This window comes from Loktanella sp. SALINAS62, from assembly GCF_018263905.1.
GTDB lineage: Bacteria > Pseudomonadota > Alphaproteobacteria > Rhodobacterales > Rhodobacteraceae > Loktanella.
Window position 1 is genome coordinate 1 of record NZ_JAAFZU010000034.1, and the last position, 18,984, is coordinate 18,984.

Genomic DNA, 18,984 nt, shown 5'->3' on the forward strand with positions numbered 1-18,984 from the left:
TATCATGTTCGAAGATCGCTTCAATGCGTAACTGTATCTGAAACCCGCATGCGCCAGACCAGATACACAGAGTTCATGACACTCCCCTTAGGTGTTCCTCTGGTATGACCTAGGCCATGTCCATCCCGGTCCACCCGAATAAAACACCCTAGGTCCATCGACTGGGGATCGTTCATCGTGGTCTTCCCAGACAGCCACCCAGTCACAGCCTCCGCAACGCTGCGTTGAGGCCGCACTCCGCCGGAGGTCCGCACAGGACTGGCCCAGCGTTGAGTGTCAACATCCCACCATCTACCGCACCCCTGCGTCCTGCCCTCATGGCACGGCGTGGGGGTTTTTTTCATCATCGCCCACACATCCTGGACTAGCCCATAGGACTCACCGGCAAGCCACGTAGGACTCATCCTTTGGTAAGAGCTAGGTCACCCGCAGACACAGCTTAGGATCGCATCACAGGCTTGCCTATCGCGTGGCTAGGCCATGATCTGGGACAACCAGCCTGACCCCCGTCGTGATCCGCAAGGGCGACACCTTCATCACCACCAGCCGCGATGTGGCTGACTACTTCGGCAAGCAGCACAAGGATGTCCTTGAGGCAATCCGCACAGTGGCTGCCCAGCTTACAGCGGAAAAATCCGCTATATGCTTTCAGCTCTCCAACTTCGATCAGAAGACAGGCTTCGGCACCCGGCCCATGCCCCTCTACGAAATGACCCGTGATGGTTTCACGCTGTTGGTCATGGGCTTCACTGCCCCAAATTTTCGGGCCATTGAGATTGAGACCACGGTCGGCTACGGAACCCGGCCGCATCCATTGAATCCCATTATGGATGCAATGAGATCGAGGCCACAGTCGGCTACGGAACCCTCCTCGACCGCGCCTACGAAATGACCCGCGATGGCTTCACCGAGCTGGTAATGGGCTTCACGGGGTCCAAGGCTCTGACGTTCAAGCGGACCTACATCACCCAGTTCAATGCGATCGAAGCCTTCCTCAAGGCACAGGCATCACTGGCCGAGGTTATTCCGCCGAACCTATCAGATTTGCTTTGGCGGGCTGCTACCGGCGGCTGGCCATCTTGCACAAAATGCCAAGCACGACCGAAACAACGACCACCATGATGCCTCGGTCGATTGCGTCACCGGACGATCCACTACCGATATATCGACGAGTTGCAGCAAGGCGCATTTCAGCGTCTGGGATGCTGGCGACATAGAAGCCTACACCCGTCATCAGTAGCCCGATGAGGAAGCCGACCCACGCCAAAAGATTGCCAACTTTCGTGAAAAACATCGGTCAACGACCCCCATCGCCGCTTGTGACCCTGCATCGGGCCAATGATGCACTTGCCTAATCGAACCTCTTGCACCTGTCCACATGCTCTGAACCCTTCATCATTTACGACGGGACCATCCCGGATGTTTTCCAGCAAAAACCCGAGACGGCAGATCATATAAGAGGATCAGCGCCAGCCCCCCGGTATGGTTCCCTATGGATCACAGAACGTTCAAGCCACAGCCCTTGCTAGGGACAGTCACCTGCCACTTGTCGATTACCCCCATCCTTTAGAGAGGAGAACGAATACCCCCAACGTCTGCCGGGCAGGAGACCCAGAAGACCCACAGTTTCCCCAAGACCCACTGAGGTGAATGAGGGATGAACCCCGACGACGATCCACAAAAGAAAGACCCCCAAAAGCTGAACGATGGAAAAGACAACGACCACCGTCCCCGATAAGGGAACTCCCCAGCAGAAGTGGGAGAGGTAATCTGGGTGGTCGTTCACCCAACATAGTGATGTGATATCCTTGGGGATGCGAGAGGTGATGAAGTGGTCCCACTTGCTGACCTCTCCATTTCCCAAGTTGTCAGATGCCACCGGAAAGGTGTGACCTTCGACCTGACCACAAGGGTGTCCTAGTTTGGATCGTTCATCGTGGTCTTCTCCAGACATTCACCCTGTCACAGCCTCCGCACCGCTGCGCTGAGGCCGCACTCCGCCGGAGGTCCGCACAGGACTGGCCCAGCGTTGAGTGCCACCAACCCCACCAACCGATCGCACCCCTGCGTCCTGCCCTCATGGCATGGCGCGGGGGTTTTTTTCATCCATGACCACACATCTTGGGCTAACCCACAGGACTCACTGACAGGCCACCTGGGACTCATCATCTGTTGAGAGAGCTAGGCACAAATACAGGCACGGCAGAGGATCGCACCACAGGCCCGCCTATCGCTTGGCTGGGGCATAATCTAGAATAACCAGCCTGACCCCCGTCGTGATCCGCAAGGGCGACACCTTCATCACCACCAGCCGCGATGTGGCTGACTACTTTGGCAAAGATCACCATAACATCCTCAAGCAGATAGACGGCCTGCTGGCTGAACCGGACGCCGCGACCATTGCAGTGAATTTTCACGCCATTGAAATCGCCATCAAGGTTGGCTTCGGAACCCGCCTCGACCGCGCCTACGAAATGACCCGTGATGGCTTCACCGAGGCATCGTCCAATTTTGGACTTTACCCTTGCAAAGTGCGGAGGTTGGCACCAACCACCCCCCCCGATGTTTTTTGGCAGAAATCCGAGAGCCAGAATAAGATATATGGATCAGCGCAAGACCCCCGGTGCCCCCCCTCAAGCGCACCCATGGCAGGCCCTTTGCCTTTCCCCAGCACGGCCCGAGGCTTCATCATGTCGCGGCCCAGCGCCACTGGAGAGCGGGGCTGTAGGTGGTCCGTGTTAATGGATGAGGGGGTGTCCTGCCCAGCGCCACTGTCCCACAGGCCTTGCCAGTGTGAGTCAGTGCCCATCACTCACCCGACCGTCCCACATGAATGGGTATTGACGTTTTGAGACAAGTGCATCACAACGTTTTAGAGCCATGCAAGACAGGATGCAGCCATGATCGTCGGATACGCCCGGACCTCCACCATCGACCAGACAGCGGGCCTTGATGCCCAACACCGTGACCTGAAAACAGCAGGGTGCGACCGCATTTTCTCCGAGCAGGTGTCGTCGGTGGACAAGGACAACCGCACCAAGCTGACAGATGCCTTAGACTTCATCCGTGAAGGCGACACGCTGGTTGTGACCAAGCTGGACCGTTTGGCCCGGTCGGTGGCCCACATGATGGAGATCAAGGACCGCGTCACAGGCAAGGGCGCTCACCTGCGCATCCTCGACCTGAACATGGACACCTCGACACCCACGGGCCAACTGCTGCTGACCATGATGGGCGGCATTGCGGAGTTCGAGCGGGCGATCATGCTGGAACGTCAGCGCGAAGGGATCGCCAAGGCGAAGGCAGAAGGCAAGTATGTCGGTCGTCAGCCCACGGCACGGGCCAAGGCCGATCAGGTGCTGTGCATGAAGGCCGAGGGCAAGGGCGCGACCGAGATCGCCAAGGTGCTGGGGATCGGCAGGGCCAGCGTCTACCGGATCATGCAAGAAGCGGATGCCTGAACGGTGGGGGATTATGCCTTATGGTCCCACCTAGGCCGCGAACCGACCTCCTTCGATGATCCTTGCCTGTCCCAAGGCGGTCAAGCTCTCTAGCAAGGGCTGCACGGTCGTAGCACGTCCACGGGCGAAGTGGCGGGCGACCTGTTCGGGGGTTGCCACACCAAGGTCACCCAAGGTGCGCTGAACGGCTGAGAGCTGGTCCGGCAAGGACTTCGGCCAAGGGGCCTTGGCAGCGGTCGCGGCGATCCCGAGGTCCATCGCCCCTTGGCCCGCCTTAGCCGCAGCCGCCTTGCCATCCGGGTTCTGATAGTCGGGGCGCAGCCAACGGATCATGCCTGTCGCCTCCTCTGCTGCACGTTCCCGGTTCAGGTCCACAAGGCGATGCAGGATGTCGTCGTCGGACAGGTCCGCAGGCCAGCCGTAGGACTGTGCCACGGCCACGTCGATGCGGTCGTGCAGGTCACGCAGGATACCGACGAGGCCTTGTTCATAGACCTCCTTGTCGCGGCCCTCGATCTTCGTCCCGGCCCGATCCTTTTCCAGCACGTTGTAGAGGCCGGTCAGGGTCAGCTTGGGATGTGCCGCTAGCCGGTCTTTGCGATGCGCGTCGAGTTGCTCACCAAGGCTGCGGAGGACAGCCGCTTGAGCTTCGGTGGTTATCGGAAACGGAAATGGCTCAAAGCAGACACTATGGTTGTAGCGTGGCCTATCTTCCAAGGTTCCACCAGTTGCCAGCGACCACGTTACGTGATGGCGACTGCTAAGGACGGACAAAGCCCAACTGTCTTCCAGACCTATGCAGATGACTTCGTTTTCGGCGAGACTGCCTTTAGGGAGGAATTGGAAGAGACGATGCTTGGCTGTCCTCGTTGTTCCGATGTAGCGTCCAAGTGGTGCAATTACGGGGCGAAGTTCACTCCGTGGTTCCCCGAAAATCCACCAGTTGCGACGGTAGGTTTCTCGATTGTTCGTATCCCTCTCGGGTTTCACACGATCCAGAACCCACTGGTATGCTTGAGGATAGTCATTCGACGCTTCGGTGGACGTCTGTCCGAAAAAGTCGATGACGAAAAGACCTCTCGATAGCTGTGCCAAATCGCGTCCATTGACGAAGGGCCTGATGTGCGGGTCGTTAGTCCAACCCTTTGCGGTGGCGAAAGTCTTGGCCTGCTGTGCCGAAATCAGGAAGCCAGTCCCGTGCAACTTAACCCCCATGTGAGCTAAGCCACCGTTTGCAGCCAGCTCTTGCACACCAGTGACGTCAGCTCCGATCCTGATATTGGCAAAGATTTTTCCTTTCTCCGTCGAAAGAACCACTGGGCGGCCTTCTGCCTCTTGCTCCCCCCGCGACTCCCTAGTCACGGTCAACAAACGCCCCGGCTCGCTCCCCAGCCCTGCCACCGTCATTGCGATCCGCACCGCCGCACCGTCCCCTGCATCCACCCAAGGATGATCCGGCACGGCGAACAGCAGCGACAGCGGTGTCTTGCGGTCGTTCAGGTGCGGTTCCAGCACACGGCGGTTGAACGTCTGGCGCAGCGAATTGGTCGTGATCAGACCCATGCGACGGGTTCCCTTGGCATTTGCCTTGGCGGTGGCGGGTTTGTAGGCGCGGGTCGCCAGTGCGGCCTTTTCCCACCAGAACATGACGAAATCAGCCGATTGCGGCATCTTTGGATAGGCTTTCCACAGCGCCTCTGCATAGCCATCGCCCAGCGCATCCCGCATCCGGCTGGCCCCGATGAACGGCGGGTTGCCGACGATGAAATCAGCCTCTGGCCACTTGGCGGGTTTCGGACTGGCATAGTCATGCACCTGCACCCGCGCGTCAGGGTCCGGCACAGGCTGGCCCGTGATGTTGCTGGTGATCGTCGTCTCGCCATCCCAGCGGGTCACAGGCGCACCATCGGCATCCATCCGGGGCGTCATCGCATCCCACGTCAACACAGCGTCCCGATTTTCGATGTTCTTGAAGTCGCGCAGGACGGGTTCAGCCGGGCTGGCCTTGCCGTGCGTCCGAAAATGCCATTGCAGGTAGCCGATCCACAGCACCAGCTCCGCCACGGCAGCGGCCCACGGGTTCAACTCAATCCCCAGGAACTGATGCGGGTCCACCGTGTGCCCCTCCAGCGACAGGGCGACCTGATCCTGCCCCAGATCGGCCATCAGGGCTGTAACCTCCCCCTCCAGCCGCTTCATAAGCTCCAGCGCGACATAGAGGAAGTTGCCAGACCCGCAGGCGGGGTCCAGCACACGGATATCGCACAGGCGGCGATGGAACGCCTCAACCTCTGCCAGCGCATCCTTGTCGCGGCCTTGGTTCACCAGCGTCAGTGCCGCCCCCTGTACGGCAACCCAGTCAGCCCTGAGGGGTTCGATCACGGTCGGGTTCACCAGCCGTTCTACATAGGCACGGGGCGTGTAATGTGCGCCCAGCTTGTGCCTGTCCTTTGGAGACAGGGCGCGTTCCAGCAGGGTGCCAAAGATGGCTGGTTCGACCTCTTTCCAGTCGCGGTCGGCAGCATCGATCAACAGCGACAGTTGCACCTCTGACAAGGGCAAGGCGCTGGCGTCCTTGAACAGACCGCCGTTGAACCGCTTGAGATCAATCATCAAGGCCTGAGAGAAGCCGCCGCTGTTCATGGCCTCCCATAGCCCTTTGAGAGCCGGGGCGGCGTGTTCCGGGTGACCGCGTAGCTTCTTGAGCAGGTCCGAGAACGAGTCGCGCGGGATCAGGTCCACGTCTTCGGCAAACATCGTGAATAGGCACCGCATCAGGAAACGGGCGACGTCCTCTGGCATGTGCCCCTGCCCTTCGAATGACCGGCCCAGCGCCGCCAGACGGTTGGCCACGCCACGTGTGACCTCTGCACTGATCTTGGCGGGGTCCAGAGCGTGGGGGTCTGTCCACATGGTCCGCAGGCGGTCCAGCGTCTTGGGGTCGCGCAGGTCGTCCAGTTGGATGCGATACCGCGCCCCATCCGGAAACTGGGTGTAGCCTTGCCCCTGCCCCGAAAAGTCGGCGTAGACCTCCAACACATGGCCTACGTCCACTATGATCAGGAAGGGTGGCCAGCCATCATCACGGGCAACTGCACGGGCGTATCCATCCGCTTGGTTCTTGGCCCGCAGCATGGTGTCGTCCCAGCGTTTCGACCCCCGTTGGCCGTGGCCTTGCCGTTGGATTTTTGGAAGGTCCGCGATCAAGGCAAGCTGCGTGTCATCGGTCTGAGTGGTCTGACCTGTGCCCTGCTTAGCCTCCATCACAAAACAGCCCCGACGGTAAAGGTCGATGAACCCCCGCGTCTGCGCCCCAGTGTGGATGAAGGTGACGGGGCGTTCAAAGCGGTAGTCATCGTTCTGGGCATCAGCCGTGGCGGGCTTGGGACCGGGCACATCCAGAAGCTGGGTCAACTCTACCGCGAACTGTTGGAAGTTCGCCCGCTCACTGCCACCGGACGCCTGCCAGCGCGTGATGAAATCGTCCACAGTCACCGCGATGGTCCCCTCACAACTTGCGGTGATCATGCCGAAAAATCGGGCTGTGACCAGCACGAAGCAACAGAAATGATCGATGCAAGATGAAAGGTGGGTGCGATATGGACTGCAGCCAGCAGAAGCCCACTATGCACTGGGTAACTTAACTGGCATACACAAAGTCTGATCATTCGGAAAAAGTGAAATGAAATCAGCACTATATTCACCCAGTTCGCGTGTCTCCCCCACGCCACCACCCCCTCCGATCAGAACGAACCTGATGCGCATGGCATCGACCAAGGGCCGACCGGGGCGTTTGCCTGCGGCAAGCCACCCGTGGTCGGGAGTTCAAGTCTCCCCCACGCCACCACCCCTCCGATCAGAACGAACCTAAGGCGCACGGCACCGACCACGGGCCGACCGGGGCGTTTGCCCGCAGCAAGCCACCCGTGGTCGGGCGTTCAAGTCTCCCCCACAATCTGGCGCAGTGCGCCGCAGGTGACCCTGCAACGCGTCGCACCTATGGCGGTCGCAGGCGATGGCTCTAGTCGAAGAATCCTTCACCCGCTTCGGCCAGCAGGCGGGTGGCCATGGCGCGGCCCATGTCCGGGCCTTTTGCGATGGGACCGCTGTCACTGTCGACCAGCACCCGGCTGCCATCGTGACGCAGGATTTCGCCACGCAGCGACAGCGTATCACCGTCCAACAGGGCAAGCCCCGCAATGGGCGTCTCGCACGATCCGTCAAGACCAGCCAGAAGCGCGCGTTCGGCGGCAAGGCGATGGCCTGTGGGCACATCGTGGATCGCCGCCAGCATCTGTGCGGCGCGGTCATCGTCCGCGCGGCGTTCGATCCCGATGGCGCCCTGCGCGATGGCGGGCAGCATCTGTTCGGGGTCAATCGGCGTATAAGGCACGTCGTCCATCCCCAGCCGCCGCAAGCCTGCCGTGGCCAGAAATGTCGCATCGGCCACGCCCTGATCCAGCTTCATCAGCCGGGTCTGCACGTTGCCGCGAAATTCCACCACGTTCAGATGCGGGAACCGCGCGGCCAGTTGCGCCCGCCTGCGGGTCGAAGAGGTGCCAACAACGGCCCCTTCGGGCATGTCGTCCAGACCTTTGTATTTCAGTGATACAAAGGCATCGCGCACGTCTTCACGCGGCAGATAGCAGTTCATCGTCAGCCCACCGGGTTGCAGGGTGGGCATGTCCTTTGTCGAATGGACGGCGATGTCGATGTCGCCCGCCAGCAGCGCTTCTTCGATTTCACGGGTGAACAGACCTTTGCCGTCGATTTCGCGCAGCGGCTTGTCCAGAATCTGGTCGCCCGTCACCTTGATGACGACGATGGTGAACGCCTCGAACGGCAGATCGAACGCCTTGCACAGGCGTTCGCGCGTCTCATGCGCTTGCGCAAGTGCAAGCGGAGAGCCGCGGGTTCCGATTTTGAAGGCATGGGCGGGGGTGGGCAAATTCAATGTCATGGGCAAACTGTTAGACATGTCAGGTTCGCTTGACAACGCTCGCCGTGCTGGGGGATCAAAGCCCGGACTGAAAAGGGGCCGATATGACAAAGACCATCCTGCGCGCACTGGCGGGCGAAACACTTGCGACACCGCCCATCTGGATGATGCGGCAGGCCGGGCGCTACCTGCCGGAATACAAGGCGACGCGCGCACAGGCCGGGGATTTCCTGTCGCTGTGCTACAATCCCGAACTGGCGGCAGAGGTGACATTGCAGCCGATCCGCCGCTACGGGTTCGATGCGGCGATCCTGTTTGCGGACATCCTTTTGTTGCCGCAGGCGTTGGGGGCGGACCTGTGGTTCGTCACGGGCGAAGGCCCGCGCCTGTCTACCATCACCTGCCAGGCGGAACTGGACAATCTGGGTCCGGTCGATGACATCGACGCCACCCTGTCACCGATCTATGAGACGGTGAAAATCCTGTCGCGTGAATTGCCCGCCGACACCACGCTGATTGGCTTTGCCGGCGCGCCGTGGACGGTTGCGACCTATATGATCGGCGGTCAGGGCACACCGGATCAGGCACCGGCGCATGCGCTGAAATCCGAAAACCGCCCCGTGTTCGAGGCGCTGCTGGACAAGATTACCGAAGGCACGATCCATTATCTGTCCAAACAGATCGACGCCGGTGCCGAAGTGATCAAGATTTTCGACAGCTGGGCCGGATCGCTGCAGGGCGCGGATTTTGAAAAATACGCGGTCGCGCCCGCCGCCCGGATCACGGCCGCGCTAAAAGCGCGTCACCCCGGCGTGCCCGTCATCGCCTTTGCGCGGGGTGCGGGTGAACGTTACGCCGGACTACACAGCGCAACCGGCGCCGACTGCATCGCACTGGACGACGGCGTGACCCCCGGCTGGGCAGCGCAGGCGGTGCAGGTCGATGGCTGCGTGCAGGGCAACCTTGCGTCACACCATATGGTCACGGGCGGCGACGATCTGGTGCGCGAAACACGCACGATCTGCGACGCCTTTGCCAATGGGCCGCATATCTTCAACCTTGGCCACGGGATCACGCCGGACGCAAACCCCGACAACGTGCAACTGATGATCGATACGGTCCGCAACGGCGGCTAGCCGCCGGTCAGACCTTCGATCGCGCGCAGCGGCGCGCGCTGCGTCACCAGATGGGATTTGCGTTTTTCATAAAACGCATTTCCCCCTGCAGTGACCACATAATGCATGTTGTCATAGGGAAAACGGTGGGTCGCTGCGTGAAAGAATTGCGCGTCCCCGATCAGCGGGTGGCGTTCGCCCGCCAGCACGGCGCGCGCGGCTTCCTGCACGCGCGGCATTGCGTCGGACGTCATCGGGCGGCGCATCACGCCGGGGGCGAACTGATTTTTCTGGGACACGACACCACAGACCGTATCCGGAAACTGGTCGGATGCGACACGGTTCATCACGACGCTGCCGACCGCCACCAGACCGTCACGGCTGGACCTGTGCGATTCAAAAAACATCGCCCGTTCCATGCAGTCCACCGTCTTTGCGCTGAACCGCATGGCGCCGCGCGCGTCGGTGTCGCGGTCAGACCCGCGCATGAACCCGCAACCCGCCGTCAGGGCGATCAGCCCGACCAGCCCCACCGCTTTCATTGATATCATCGGTTATTCCCTGTTGTCCCGCAGCACAGATTAGGCGCTGCAGCGAACCCCGCTCAACCCCAATCCGGGCGGTGGGCGTCAACTTGCCGCTGGCCTAGACCCACTTGGCCATCGGCGGCAGGCTCATCAGGACGGCATTGGCGTCGTGGCCCGTGGTCAGGCCAAATTTTGTCCCGCGGTCGTAGACAAGGTTGTATTCCGCATAAAGCCCGCGATGGACTAGCTGGGTGTCCTTGTCCGCATCGGTCCATGCCGTGTCGCGGCGGCGTTCGACCAGCGGCACATAGGCGGGCAAAAATGCGCGGCCAATGTCCTGCGTCAGGGCAAAATCGGCGTCCCAGTCACCGGTGTTGTAATCGTCCATGAAGATGCCGCCGACACCCCGCGCGCGGTTGCGATGCGGGATGTAGAAATATTCGTCGGCCCACGCCTTGAGCTTGGGGTAGTGATCAGTGCCGTGCGGATCGAGGTGCTGTTGCTGGACCGCATGGAAATGCGCGGTGTCGTCGGCGTATTCGATACAGGGGTTCAGATCGGACCCGCCGCCAAACCACCATGCGTGTGGGGTCCAGAACATGCGGGTATTCATATGAACCGCTGGGGCATGCGGGTTTTGCATATGCGCCACAAGGCTGATGCCCGACGCCCAAAAGCGCGGATCGCTGTCCATGCCCGGCACACCGCGCGCGGCCATTGCACGCTGGGCCGGTTCGCCCAATGTGCCATAGACGGTGGACGTGTTGACCCCCACCTTTTCAAACACGCGACCGCCGCGCATCACCGACATGACACCGCCACCCGCGTCTGTGCTGTCGTCGGACGTGCGCGACGTCACCGTACGTTCGAACCGGCCCGCTGGCAGGTCGGCAGTCGGGCCCATGGTCTGGTTGTCTTCAAGGGCTTCAAATGCGGCGACGATCTGGTCGCGCAAGTCTTCGAACCAGACGCTCGCGCGTGTCTTTTCGGTATCCATCAAATCCGCCATCGGCCCTTGTCCCCGTGATATTTCAAATCAACTTATGCCCTGCCCTGTCTGGGCCGACCAGACCGTTCAAAGGATTTTCGCCCATGCGACCTTTTCTATCGCTTGCCCCGCTTGCTTTGGCCGTGGCCTGTGCGTCACCGCAGGAACAATGCCTGTCGGACGCCACGCAGGAATTGCGGATCAACGGCTTTTTGATCCAGCAGACACAGGCCAATCTGGACCGTGGCTATGCACTGGACCCGCGCCAGCGCGTCACCCGCAGACCGACGTTTTGCAGGACGTCGGAACCAAACGGGCGATTCCGCTACGGTTGCACCGATGTCAGGGTGCGGAACTATAGCGTCCCAGAAGCGATCAATCTGGAAAACGAACGCGCGACGCTGGACCAGCTTCTGGCGACCCGCGCGCAGTTGCAGCGCAGTACCGATGCGGCCATCACCGCCTGTCGCCGAATGTATCCGACCTGATCTAGTGTACGGAAATGGCGGCAGGATCGACCAAGGTGCGCCCGCCATCGACAGTCACAACCTGCCCGGTGACAAAGCTTGCAGCGTCGGACGCCAGATATTGCACAGTGTCCGCGACTTCTGCCGCGTTAGCAATGCGGTGCATCGGGGTGCTGTCGATGATGGCGGCGCGCGCGTCTTCGTGGTCCTTGATCCAGCCCCGCAGCGACGCGGACAGCACAGACCCGACCGACACGGCGTTGACCCGGATCTTTTCGGGCGCAAGTGCGACCGCTAGACTGCGCGTCATCTGTTCCAACGCGGCGCTGGCGATGGAAAATGCCATCAGTTCTGGATGCGCCCGGCGGCCTGAAATTGACGACAGGTTGACAATGCACCCGATACTGACGTCGTCGGGGCTGGCGTCCTTGGCCTGTTTGATGAACCGCCGCGCGACCGATTGCGACAGCCGCAGCGGCAGCATCAGGTTTTGTTCCAGCATCGTTTCGACCGATGTATCGTCGGGGTCCAGCGGGTCGGACGGCACCGCCTGCCGTGCCGCGTTGACCAGAATATCGACACGGTCAAAGGCATCGACCGTCGCGGACAGCAGATTTGCCACCGCCAGCTTTTCGCGCAGGTCGCCTGAAAACAGCAAGACGTTATCGTCCTGCGCCAGTTCTCCGACCTGTTCGGCCAATGCGTTTTCGTCGATATCGGCAAAAACCACCTTGGCGCCAGCGCGCACAAAGCTGCGTGCAACCGCAAGTCCCACGCCATTCGCAGCACCGGTCACGATGGCCGTGCGGCCCTTGATCGAAAAGGACATCAGATTTCTCCTTACGGGGTGCCGGGGCGGGCCGCATGAAACAGCTTGAACGCGCCGTCGCCGGGCAATTCTTCAACGCGCCGGAACTGGCTGCGCAGGGCCGCTTCGTAGGGAAGATGGCGGTTGGCGACCATCCACAACTGGCCATGCGGGGCCAGCATACGTGCCGCAGCGACGATGAACCCCTGCCCCAAGGCGGGGGTGCCCTTTGATCCGGTGTGGAACGGCGGGTTCATCACGATCCCCTCGAACTTGCGTTCGGGACGGAACGCCAGCGCATCCGCCCAGTGAAAACTGGCGCGCGGGTCGTCGATGTTCAGCCGCGCACAATCAAGCGCCAGTGCTTCGGATTCCACCAAAGCAAGCGATTTGACCCCATCGCGGTCCAGGACCGCGCGGGACAGATACCCCCATCCGGCCCCCAGATCCGCCATCGTGGCGGGTAATTTCCCGGGCAAGGCGGCAGCCAGCAATGCAGATCCGCGATCGACCTCTCCGTCCGAGAACACACCGGCGGTGGTATGGAAACCGGATACATTTGCAACGGGCGCCGAAACGGCCCAATCGGCAAAGACATCGGTCGCCGCAAACCAGAAGATGCGGCCATGGGCCTTTGTGATCGACGGCAAGTCGCCCAACCGCTTGCGGCAGTCCCGAAACAGGCTGTCGATTCCGTCGCTGCGCTGGCCGTCGACGACAATCATGCCCGATGTGGCGGCGGCCTGCGCGATCATTGATCGTGCCAGCGCCTTGAACCGGGGGACGACGACGATGGTGGTGGTCGCGGCAGCAGGCCGATCCCGGCTGACGGTGTAGCCTGCGGCACGGAAGGCTTCGACCTCTGTCGCGTGGGTGTGCTGGATCGTGATGTCGCGGTCTGACAGGGGCGAAAGATCGTAATCGGCCCCCGGACGCATGACGGTGACAGCACCGCCCGGCAGTGTCATCGCGCCATCATCAAGGGCGGTCGCAAGGCGGGAATGTGCAGCCATCAGGCGGAACAGCGCAGGGCGCTATTCCTTCTCCATCGTGCATTGCAGGGGGTGTTGGTGGCGCTGTGCGTAATCCATGACCTGCGCGACCTTTGTTTCCGCGATTTCGTGGCTGTAGACGCCAGCCACCGCAACGCCACGTTTATGAACCGTCAGCATCAGGTCGAACGCCTGCGCGTGGGTCATGCCAAAAAACCGTTCCAGAACCATGACGACGAATTCCATCGGCGTGAAATCATCGTTCAGGATCAGAACCTTGTACAACGGGGGACGTTTTGTTTTCGGCTTCGTTTTCAAGGCGACGCCGATGTCGTCCTGACCATCGCCGTCGTCATCCTTGTCCGCCATCATCAGTTGGTTCAAGCGCATTGCAATTCCGGTTCGATCCACATCGGTTGGACTTTCTATATAACCCCGGACACCCAAGTGAAAACCCCCGGCGGCGAAACGACACAACTGCGCCTGATCGGCCCTTTACCGCGCACAACCCAGGGTATACCTACCCGATTTGGGTGGCAACGGTGCTTGACCCACAAGATATCGCGGTGTGACTTAAGAACACGCGGCAAACCCTTTTGAAATAGGGACTTTTCGCGCCTCTCAAAGTTATGCTAGCGTGATCCCAACAAGGCATCACTGGGGACAACCCCGGGATTTCGAGGCAGACCAAAAAAAGAGGCAAGTGACGTGCAAAACCGTCCGATCCCCCACGCATTGCGTGCGTTTATCGCCGTTTTCTTTATCGTCATCGTCGCCCCGGCGGCTGCGATATCGGCACCTTATGCAGCGCTGATCATGGATGCCCGCACTGGGGAAGTGCTGCATTCGCGCAATGCCGACACCCGGCTGCATCCCGCATCGCTGACCAAGATGATGACGCTATACATCGCATTTCAGGCCATCCAGCGCGGCGAGATCACGCTGGACACCGAAGTGCGCGTGACGGCGAACGCTGCAAGCGAACCACCGTCAAAGCTGGGTCTGCGCGCCGGTCAGACGATCAGGCTTCGCTATCTTTTGCGGGCCGCTGCCGTCAAATCCGCCAACGACGCCGCCACCGCCATCGGTGAAGCGATTTCCGGTTCCGAAGAGGCATTCGCCACCCGGATGAACCGCACCGCCGCCGCCATGGGCATGACCAATACCACGTTTCGCAACGCACACGGGTTGACCCAGTCGGGGCATATGTCGACCGCCCGCGATATGACGGTGCTGGGCCGCCATGTGATTTATGATTTTCCGCAATACTATAACCTGTTTTCGCGCCGCACTGCCGACGCAGGGATCAGCCAGGTCAGTCACACCAATACCCGGTTTCTGAATGCCTACAGCGGCGCTGACGGGATCAAGACCGGCTTTACCAACGCGGCAGGGTTCAACCTGACGGCATCCGCACAGCGCGGGCAGGAACGTGTGATCGTCACTGTGTTCGGTGGAACGTCGACGGCACAGCGCAATGCAAAAGTGACGGAACTGATGGATATGGGGTTCAACCGCGCCCCCGCCATGGCCACGCTGGACCGTCCAGAACAGCCAACCGTGAATGACAACACCGTTGCAATGGCCAGCAATGCGCGCCCCACGACGATGAACGGATCGGGCAAGACCGTCCGCGTCACGGGCCGCGTCAGCCGCAGCCTGCGTCCCGCCTTGCGACCGCTGACCGAAGCGCCGTCGCTGGCCGTCAACACCGACAGCATCGCCAGTGCACTGGCAGAGGCCATTCAGGTCACATCCGCCCCCGCTGCCCCGCAAATGGCACCAGCACCAGAAGTCGTCACACGCATCTCGACGTCCGGCGGACGGCATTGGGGTGTGAACGTCGGGCGGTTCAATTCCCGGTACGAGGCGGAAAAAGTCCTGATTCAGGTCGCCTTGAACGAAATGAGCACGCTTGAAGGTGCCGTGCGTCGCGTCACACAGCGGTCAGGCGGGTTTGACGCCAACTTTATGGGTCTGACCCGTGAAGGTGCCGATCTGGCCTGCCGCAGGCTACAGGCCCGCAACCAGACCTGTTTCATGCTGGGGTCCGCAGGCTAGCGCGCCCGCCCGCCAAAGGCCGCATCCATCAGCGTTCGGGTATATTCTGTCTGCGGCGCGTCGAATATCTGGGCCGCTGGCCCAGCTTCGACGACATCGCCCTGTTTCATCACCATGACCTTGTGCGACATGGCCCGAACGACCTTTAGGTCGTGGCTGATAAAGATATAGGCCAGCCCGTAGCGCTGTTGCAGATCGCGCAGCAGATCGACGATCTGCACCTGAACCGTCATATCCAGCGCGCTGGTCGGTTCGTCCAGCACCACCAGTTTCGGCCGCAGGATCATCGCACGCGCAATGGCGATGCGCTGGCGCTGCCCGCCGGAAAATTCATGCGGATAGCGGTCCATCAGATCGGGGCTTAACCCCACCTCAGTCATGATCTCGGCCACCATGTCGCGGCGGGGGCGGTCGGGGTCAATGTCGTGGATCGTCAGGCCTTCGGCGATGATCTGTTCGACGGTCATGCGCGGCGACAGGCTGCCAAAGGGGTCCTGAAACACGATCTGCACGTCACTGCGGTAGGGCCGCATCTGACGCTGTGACAGCCCGTCGATCCGCGTATCCTGAAATGTGATCGCCCCTTCGGATTGGATCAGACGCATGATCGCCAGCGCGGTCGTCGTCTTACCGGACCCCGATTCGCCCACGATGCCGACGGTTTCCCCTGCCCTGACTGTCAGCGTCGCGTCGTTGACCGCCTTGACGTAACCCGCCGTGCGTTTCAACAGACCGCGATAGATCGGAAACCAGATCTTTAACCCGTCGGTCTGCGCCACGACGGGCGCATCATCAGGCACCGGCGCGGGCAGGCCCACGGATTCCGCCGCCAGCAGCATCTGGGTGTAGGGATGCTGCGGATTGGCAAAAATTTCGGACGTGGGTCCGGTTTCGACGATTTCGCCGTCCTTCATCACGCAGACACGGTCCGCGATCTTGCGCACGATGGTCAGGTCGTGGGTAATGAACAACATCGACAGGCCGGACCCCGTCTTGAGGTCCTGCAGCAGATCAAGGATCTGCGCCTGTATCGTCACATCCAGCGCGGTCGTCGGTTCGTCCGCAATCAGCAGGTTCGGCCCGTTCAGCAGGGCCATTGCGATCATCACGCGCTGGCGCTGGCCACCTGACAACTGGTGCGGATAGGCGCCCAGCCGGCTTTCGGCGTCACGGATGCCGACCTGTTCCAGCATCTGGATCACGCGGCTGCGGATCGCGTCGCCACGCAGGTTCTGGTGCAGCTCGATGGATTCGCCCAACTGCCGTTCGATGGTGTGCAGCGGGTTCAGCGATGTCATCGGTTCCTGAAAGATGAAACTGATGTCGTTGCCGCGCACGGCGCGCAGATCCTTTTCGGACGCACCAACCATCTGTCGACCGTCATAGGTGATTGACCCTTCGATCTGGGCAGAATCCCCCAAAAGCTGCACGGTCGACAGCGCTGTCACGGATTTGCCCGACCCGGATTCGCCCACCAATGCAACGGTTTCACCCGCCGCGACGCTGAACGACACGCCACGCACGGCATGGGTGGTTTCGCCGTCCTGGCGGAACCGGACATGCAGGTTGTCGACATGCAGGACAGTTGTCATTGAAAGGTCTTTCTGGGGTCGAATGCATCGCGGATGCCTTCAAAGATGAAGACCAGCAAGGACAGCATCACAGCAAAGGTGACAAAGGCGGTAAAGCCCAGCCACGGGGCCTGCAGGTTCTGTTTGGCCTGCAGTGTCAATTCGCCCAGCGACGGGGCCGATGACGGCAGACCGAAGCCCAGAAAATCAAGGCTGGCCAGCGTGGCGATGGACCCTGTCACCAGAAACGGCAGCATCGTCACGGTCGCCACCATGGCGTTTGGCAGCATGTGGCGGAACATGATGGTGCGGTCGCTGACACCCAGCGCACGGGCGGCGCGAACATATTCGAAATTGCGGGCCCGCAGAAATTCCGCGCGCACCACCCCCACCAGTGCGGGCCAGCCGAACAACACGGTCAAAAAGACCAGCAGCCAGAAACTTCGCCCCAGAATGGCAAAGACGATGATGATGACATACAGCGACGGCGTGCCGTTCCAGATCTCGATCACCCGCTGGAAAATCAGGTCCGTCCAGCCGCCGAAATAGCCCTGCACCGCCCCCGCCACGATCCCGATCAGCGATGCAGCCGTCGTGACGATCAGCGCAAACAGAATCGACAGACGAAACCCGTAGATCACCCGTGCCGCCACATCCCGTTTTGTGTCGTCGGTCCCCAGCCAGTTGTTGCCATCAGGGGCAGACGGCGCGACCCCGGGAATATCCACAATCGTATCATAGCTATAGGGGATCGGCGGCCACAGAATCCAGCCTTTCTGAAATTCCGGGTCGTCGATCGTGCCCGCCTCTGCCGCGGCGATCATGCCTTGCGGGTCATCGAAACAATCGATCAGCCCCCCGGTCTGAATCAGGCACTGCACCTCGACGTCGGTATATCCCGCCTCTGTCGGGAAATCCCCGCCGAAATCCTGTTCTGAATAGAAGTTCAGGATCGGCGCGCGCAATTCGCCCCGGTAGCTGACCAGCAGCGGTTTGTCGTTGGCCAGCACTTCTGCGAACAGCGACAGACCGAACAGGACGCCAAAGATGACCAGCGACCAAAGCGCGCGGCGGTTCCGTTTGAAGTTACGCCAGCGCCGTTGGTTCAGCGGCGACAGGCGCGGCTTGCGCCGTGCGGGCGCAGAGGCGGCATTGCCGGTGATTGCGACGTCCTGGGCTTCGGTCTGGCTCATCTCAGCCTCTTCCCTCAAAGTCGATGCGCGGGTCGATCAGCACATAGGTCAGGTCGGTCAGAATCCCCACAACCAAACCCAGCAACGAAAACGCGAACAAGGTGCCGAACACGACCGGATAATCTCGCGCAACCGCCGCTTCGAACCCCAGACGGCCCAGACCATCCAGCGAAAACAGCGTTTCGATAATCAGCGAGCCACCGAAGAACACGCTGACGAACAGGGCCGGAAAGCCCGAAATCACGATCAGCATGGCGTTGCGGAATACGTGGCGATACAGGATCTGGCGTTCGCCCAGCCCCTTTGCCTTGGCCGTGATGACGTACTGCTTTTTGATTTCGTCCAGAAAGCTGTTCTTTGTCAGCAGGGTCAGGGTTGCAAACGACGAAATCGTCAGCGCCGTCACCGGCAGCACGATATGCCACAGATAATCCATCACCTTGCCCAGCGGCGACAGCGTGTCGAAATCACTGGACGTCAGACCCCGCAGCGGGAAAATCTGGTAATAACTGCCGCCGGCAAACAGCACGATCAGCAGGATCGCAAACAAAAAACCCGGAATCGCATAGCCCACGATAATCACGGCAGAGGTCCACGTATCGAACCGCGTTCCGTCGCGGATCGCCTTGCGAATGCCCAGCGGGATAGAGATCAGATAGGCGATCAGGGTGGACCACAGGCCCAGCGTGATCGACACAGGCAGCTTTTCGACCACAAGATCGAACACCCCGATGGACCTGAAATAGCTTTCACCGAAATCCAGCCGCATGTAGTTCCACATCATGTTCAGGAACCGTTCCAGCGGCGGTTTGTCGAACCCAAATTCGGCCTCCAGTTCTGCGATGAAATCGGCGGGGAGAAC

General features: G+C 60.7%; 17 protein-coding genes. 6 read left to right on the plus strand and 11 right to left on the minus strand.

Annotation, left to right across the window (positions count from 1 at the left end; translation table 11 throughout):
• Positions 1–511 precede the first annotated feature (511 nt).
• Together GZH79_RS12055 and GZH79_RS12060 are read left to right on the plus strand one after the other, a co-directional pair.
• On the plus strand, positions 512–892 hold the full coding sequence (locus GZH79_RS12055; RefSeq protein WP_211644036.1) for a Rha family transcriptional regulator: 381 nt from the start codon (positions 512–514) through the stop codon (positions 890–892).
• A 26-nt stretch (positions 893–918) separates the two neighbouring features.
• Positions 919–1,122 (plus strand): Rha family transcriptional regulator, encoded by a 204-nt coding sequence (locus GZH79_RS12060; RefSeq protein ID WP_249219166.1) that lies wholly within the window; start codon positions 919–921, stop codon positions 1,120–1,122.
• Here GZH79_RS12060 and GZH79_RS12065 read toward each other — a convergent pair.
• Positions 1,061–1,294 (minus strand): hypothetical protein, encoded by a 234-nt coding sequence (locus GZH79_RS12065; RefSeq protein WP_211644240.1) that lies wholly within the window; start codon positions 1,292–1,294, stop codon positions 1,061–1,063. The two genes, GZH79_RS12060 and GZH79_RS12065, sit on opposite strands and share 62 nt — an antisense overlap.
• 1,606 nt (positions 1,295–2,900) lie before the next feature.
• On the opposite strand from GZH79_RS12065, the gene GZH79_RS12075 reads away from it, so the two are divergent.
• Positions 2,901–3,461, plus strand: coding sequence for a recombinase family protein (locus GZH79_RS12075; RefSeq protein ID WP_211644039.1), 561 nt, complete (start codon positions 2,901–2,903; stop codon positions 3,459–3,461).
• Positions 3,462–3,491: 30 nt separating this feature from the next.
• Here GZH79_RS12075 and GZH79_RS12080 read toward each other — a convergent pair whose 3' ends face one another.
• Complete coding sequence (locus GZH79_RS12080; RefSeq protein ID WP_211644040.1) at positions 3,492–6,956, minus strand: class I SAM-dependent DNA methyltransferase; 3,465 nt, start codon at positions 6,954–6,956, stop codon at positions 3,492–3,494.
• A gap of 526 nt (positions 6,957–7,482) precedes the next feature.
• Complete coding sequence (gene hemC, locus GZH79_RS12085) at positions 7,483–8,421, minus strand: hydroxymethylbilane synthase (protein ID WP_211644041.1); 939 nt, start codon at positions 8,419–8,421, stop codon at positions 7,483–7,485.
• A gap of 83 nt (positions 8,422–8,504) precedes the next feature.
• Here hemC and hemE point away from each other — a divergent pair, with 83 nt between their 5' ends.
• Complete coding sequence (hemE, locus tag GZH79_RS12090; protein ID WP_211644042.1) at positions 8,505–9,536, plus strand: uroporphyrinogen decarboxylase; 1,032 nt, start codon at positions 8,505–8,507, stop codon at positions 9,534–9,536.
• Here hemE and GZH79_RS12095 read toward each other — a convergent pair.
• Positions 9,533–9,964, minus strand: coding sequence for a cell wall hydrolase (locus GZH79_RS12095; RefSeq protein WP_249219168.1), 432 nt, complete (start codon positions 9,962–9,964; stop codon positions 9,533–9,535). The genes hemE and GZH79_RS12095 overlap by 4 nt on opposite strands.
• A gap of 196 nt (positions 9,965–10,160) precedes the next feature.
• Entirely contained in the window at positions 10,161–11,051 is an 891-nt protein-coding gene (gene hemF / locus GZH79_RS12100) for an oxygen-dependent coproporphyrinogen oxidase (protein WP_211644043.1), read from the minus strand.
• A gap of 83 nt (positions 11,052–11,134) precedes the next feature.
• On the opposite strand from hemF, the gene GZH79_RS12105 reads away from it, so the two are divergent.
• Positions 11,135–11,518: a hypothetical protein gene (locus GZH79_RS12105; protein ID WP_211644044.1), complete on the plus strand. Its 384-nt coding sequence runs from the start codon at positions 11,135–11,137 to the stop codon at positions 11,516–11,518.
• A gap of 1 nt (position 11,519) precedes the next feature.
• Here GZH79_RS12105 and GZH79_RS12110 read toward each other — a convergent pair whose 3' ends face one another.
• The 3 genes from GZH79_RS12110 to clpS are packed head-to-tail and all read right to left on the minus strand — an operon-like array spanning position 11,520 to position 13,687.
• Positions 11,520–12,326 carry an SDR family oxidoreductase gene (locus tag GZH79_RS12110; RefSeq protein ID WP_211644045.1) on the minus strand — a complete coding sequence of 269 codons (807 nt, stop codon included), beginning with the start codon at positions 12,324–12,326 and terminating at the stop codon, positions 11,520–11,522.
• 11 nt (positions 12,327–12,337) lie between these two features.
• Positions 12,338–13,318 carry a methyltransferase gene (locus GZH79_RS12115; RefSeq protein WP_211644046.1) on the minus strand — a complete coding sequence of 327 codons (981 nt, stop codon included), beginning with the start codon at positions 13,316–13,318 and terminating at the stop codon, positions 12,338–12,340.
• 21 nt (positions 13,319–13,339) lie between these two features.
• Positions 13,340–13,687, minus strand: a complete 348-nt coding sequence (clpS, locus tag GZH79_RS12120; protein ID WP_211644047.1) for an ATP-dependent Clp protease adapter ClpS — start codon at positions 13,685–13,687, stop codon at positions 13,340–13,342.
• Positions 13,688–14,065: 378 nt separating this feature from the next.
• Here clpS and GZH79_RS12125 point away from each other — a divergent pair, with 378 nt between their 5' ends.
• Positions 14,066–15,358 (plus strand): D-alanyl-D-alanine carboxypeptidase family protein, encoded by a 1,293-nt coding sequence (locus GZH79_RS12125; protein ID WP_349291201.1) that lies wholly within the window; start codon positions 14,066–14,068, stop codon positions 15,356–15,358.
• Here the strand turns inward: GZH79_RS12125 and GZH79_RS12130 are convergent.
• The 3 genes from GZH79_RS12130 to yejB form a co-directional block, all read right to left on the minus strand.
• The gene (locus tag GZH79_RS12130; protein WP_211644048.1) at positions 15,355–16,950 is read right to left on the minus strand and encodes an ABC transporter ATP-binding protein; all 1,596 of its coding nucleotides are present in this window, start codon (positions 16,948–16,950) and stop codon (positions 15,355–15,357) included. The two genes, GZH79_RS12125 and GZH79_RS12130, sit on opposite strands and share 4 nt — an antisense overlap.
• Positions 16,947–18,122: an ABC transporter permease gene (locus GZH79_RS12135; protein WP_211644049.1), complete on the minus strand. Its 1,176-nt coding sequence runs from the start codon at positions 18,120–18,122 to the stop codon at positions 16,947–16,949. The genes GZH79_RS12130 and GZH79_RS12135 overlap by 4 nt, the downstream gene beginning before the upstream one ends.
• Before the next feature lies 1 nt (position 18,123).
• Positions 18,124–18,984: microcin C ABC transporter permease YejB (yejB, locus tag GZH79_RS12140; protein WP_249219147.1), on the minus strand; the 861-nt coding region annotated here is incomplete at its 5' end.

Bases quoted from the DNA above. Each gene is read 5' to 3' on its own strand.
- GZH79_RS12060 (WP_249219166.1), top strand. From the start codon at position 919: ATGGGCTTCACGGGGTCCAAGGCTCTGACGTTCAAGCGGACCTACATC.
- GZH79_RS12065 (WP_211644240.1), bottom strand. From the start codon at position 1,294: ATGTTTTTCACGAAAGTTGGCAATCTTTTGGCGTGGGTCGGCTTCCTC.
- GZH79_RS12075 (WP_211644039.1), top strand. From the start codon at position 2,901: ATGATCGTCGGATACGCCCGGACCTCCACCATCGACCAGACAGCGGGC.
- hemC (WP_211644041.1), bottom strand. From the start codon at position 8,421: ATGACATTGAATTTGCCCACCCCCGCCCATGCCTTCAAAATCGGAACC.
- hemE (WP_211644042.1), top strand. From the start codon at position 8,505: ATGACAAAGACCATCCTGCGCGCACTGGCGGGCGAAACACTTGCGACA.
- GZH79_RS12095 (WP_249219168.1), bottom strand. From the start codon at position 9,964: ATGCGGTTCAGCGCAAAGACGGTGGACTGCATGGAACGGGCGATGTTT.
- hemF (WP_211644043.1), bottom strand. From the start codon at position 11,051: ATGGCGGATTTGATGGATACCGAAAAGACACGCGCGAGCGTCTGGTTC.
- GZH79_RS12105 (WP_211644044.1), top strand. From the start codon at position 11,135: ATGCGACCTTTTCTATCGCTTGCCCCGCTTGCTTTGGCCGTGGCCTGT.
- GZH79_RS12110 (WP_211644045.1), bottom strand. From the start codon at position 12,326: ATGTCCTTTTCGATCAAGGGCCGCACGGCCATCGTGACCGGTGCTGCG.
- GZH79_RS12115 (WP_211644046.1), bottom strand. From the start codon at position 13,318: ATGGCTGCACATTCCCGCCTTGCGACCGCCCTTGATGATGGCGCGATG.
- clpS (WP_211644047.1), bottom strand. From the start codon at position 13,687: ATGCGCTTGAACCAACTGATGATGGCGGACAAGGATGACGACGGCGAT.
- GZH79_RS12130 (WP_211644048.1), bottom strand. From the start codon at position 16,950: ATGACAACTGTCCTGCATGTCGACAACCTGCATGTCCGGTTCCGCCAG.
- GZH79_RS12135 (WP_211644049.1), bottom strand. From the start codon at position 18,122: ATGAGCCAGACCGAAGCCCAGGACGTCGCAATCACCGGCAATGCCGCC.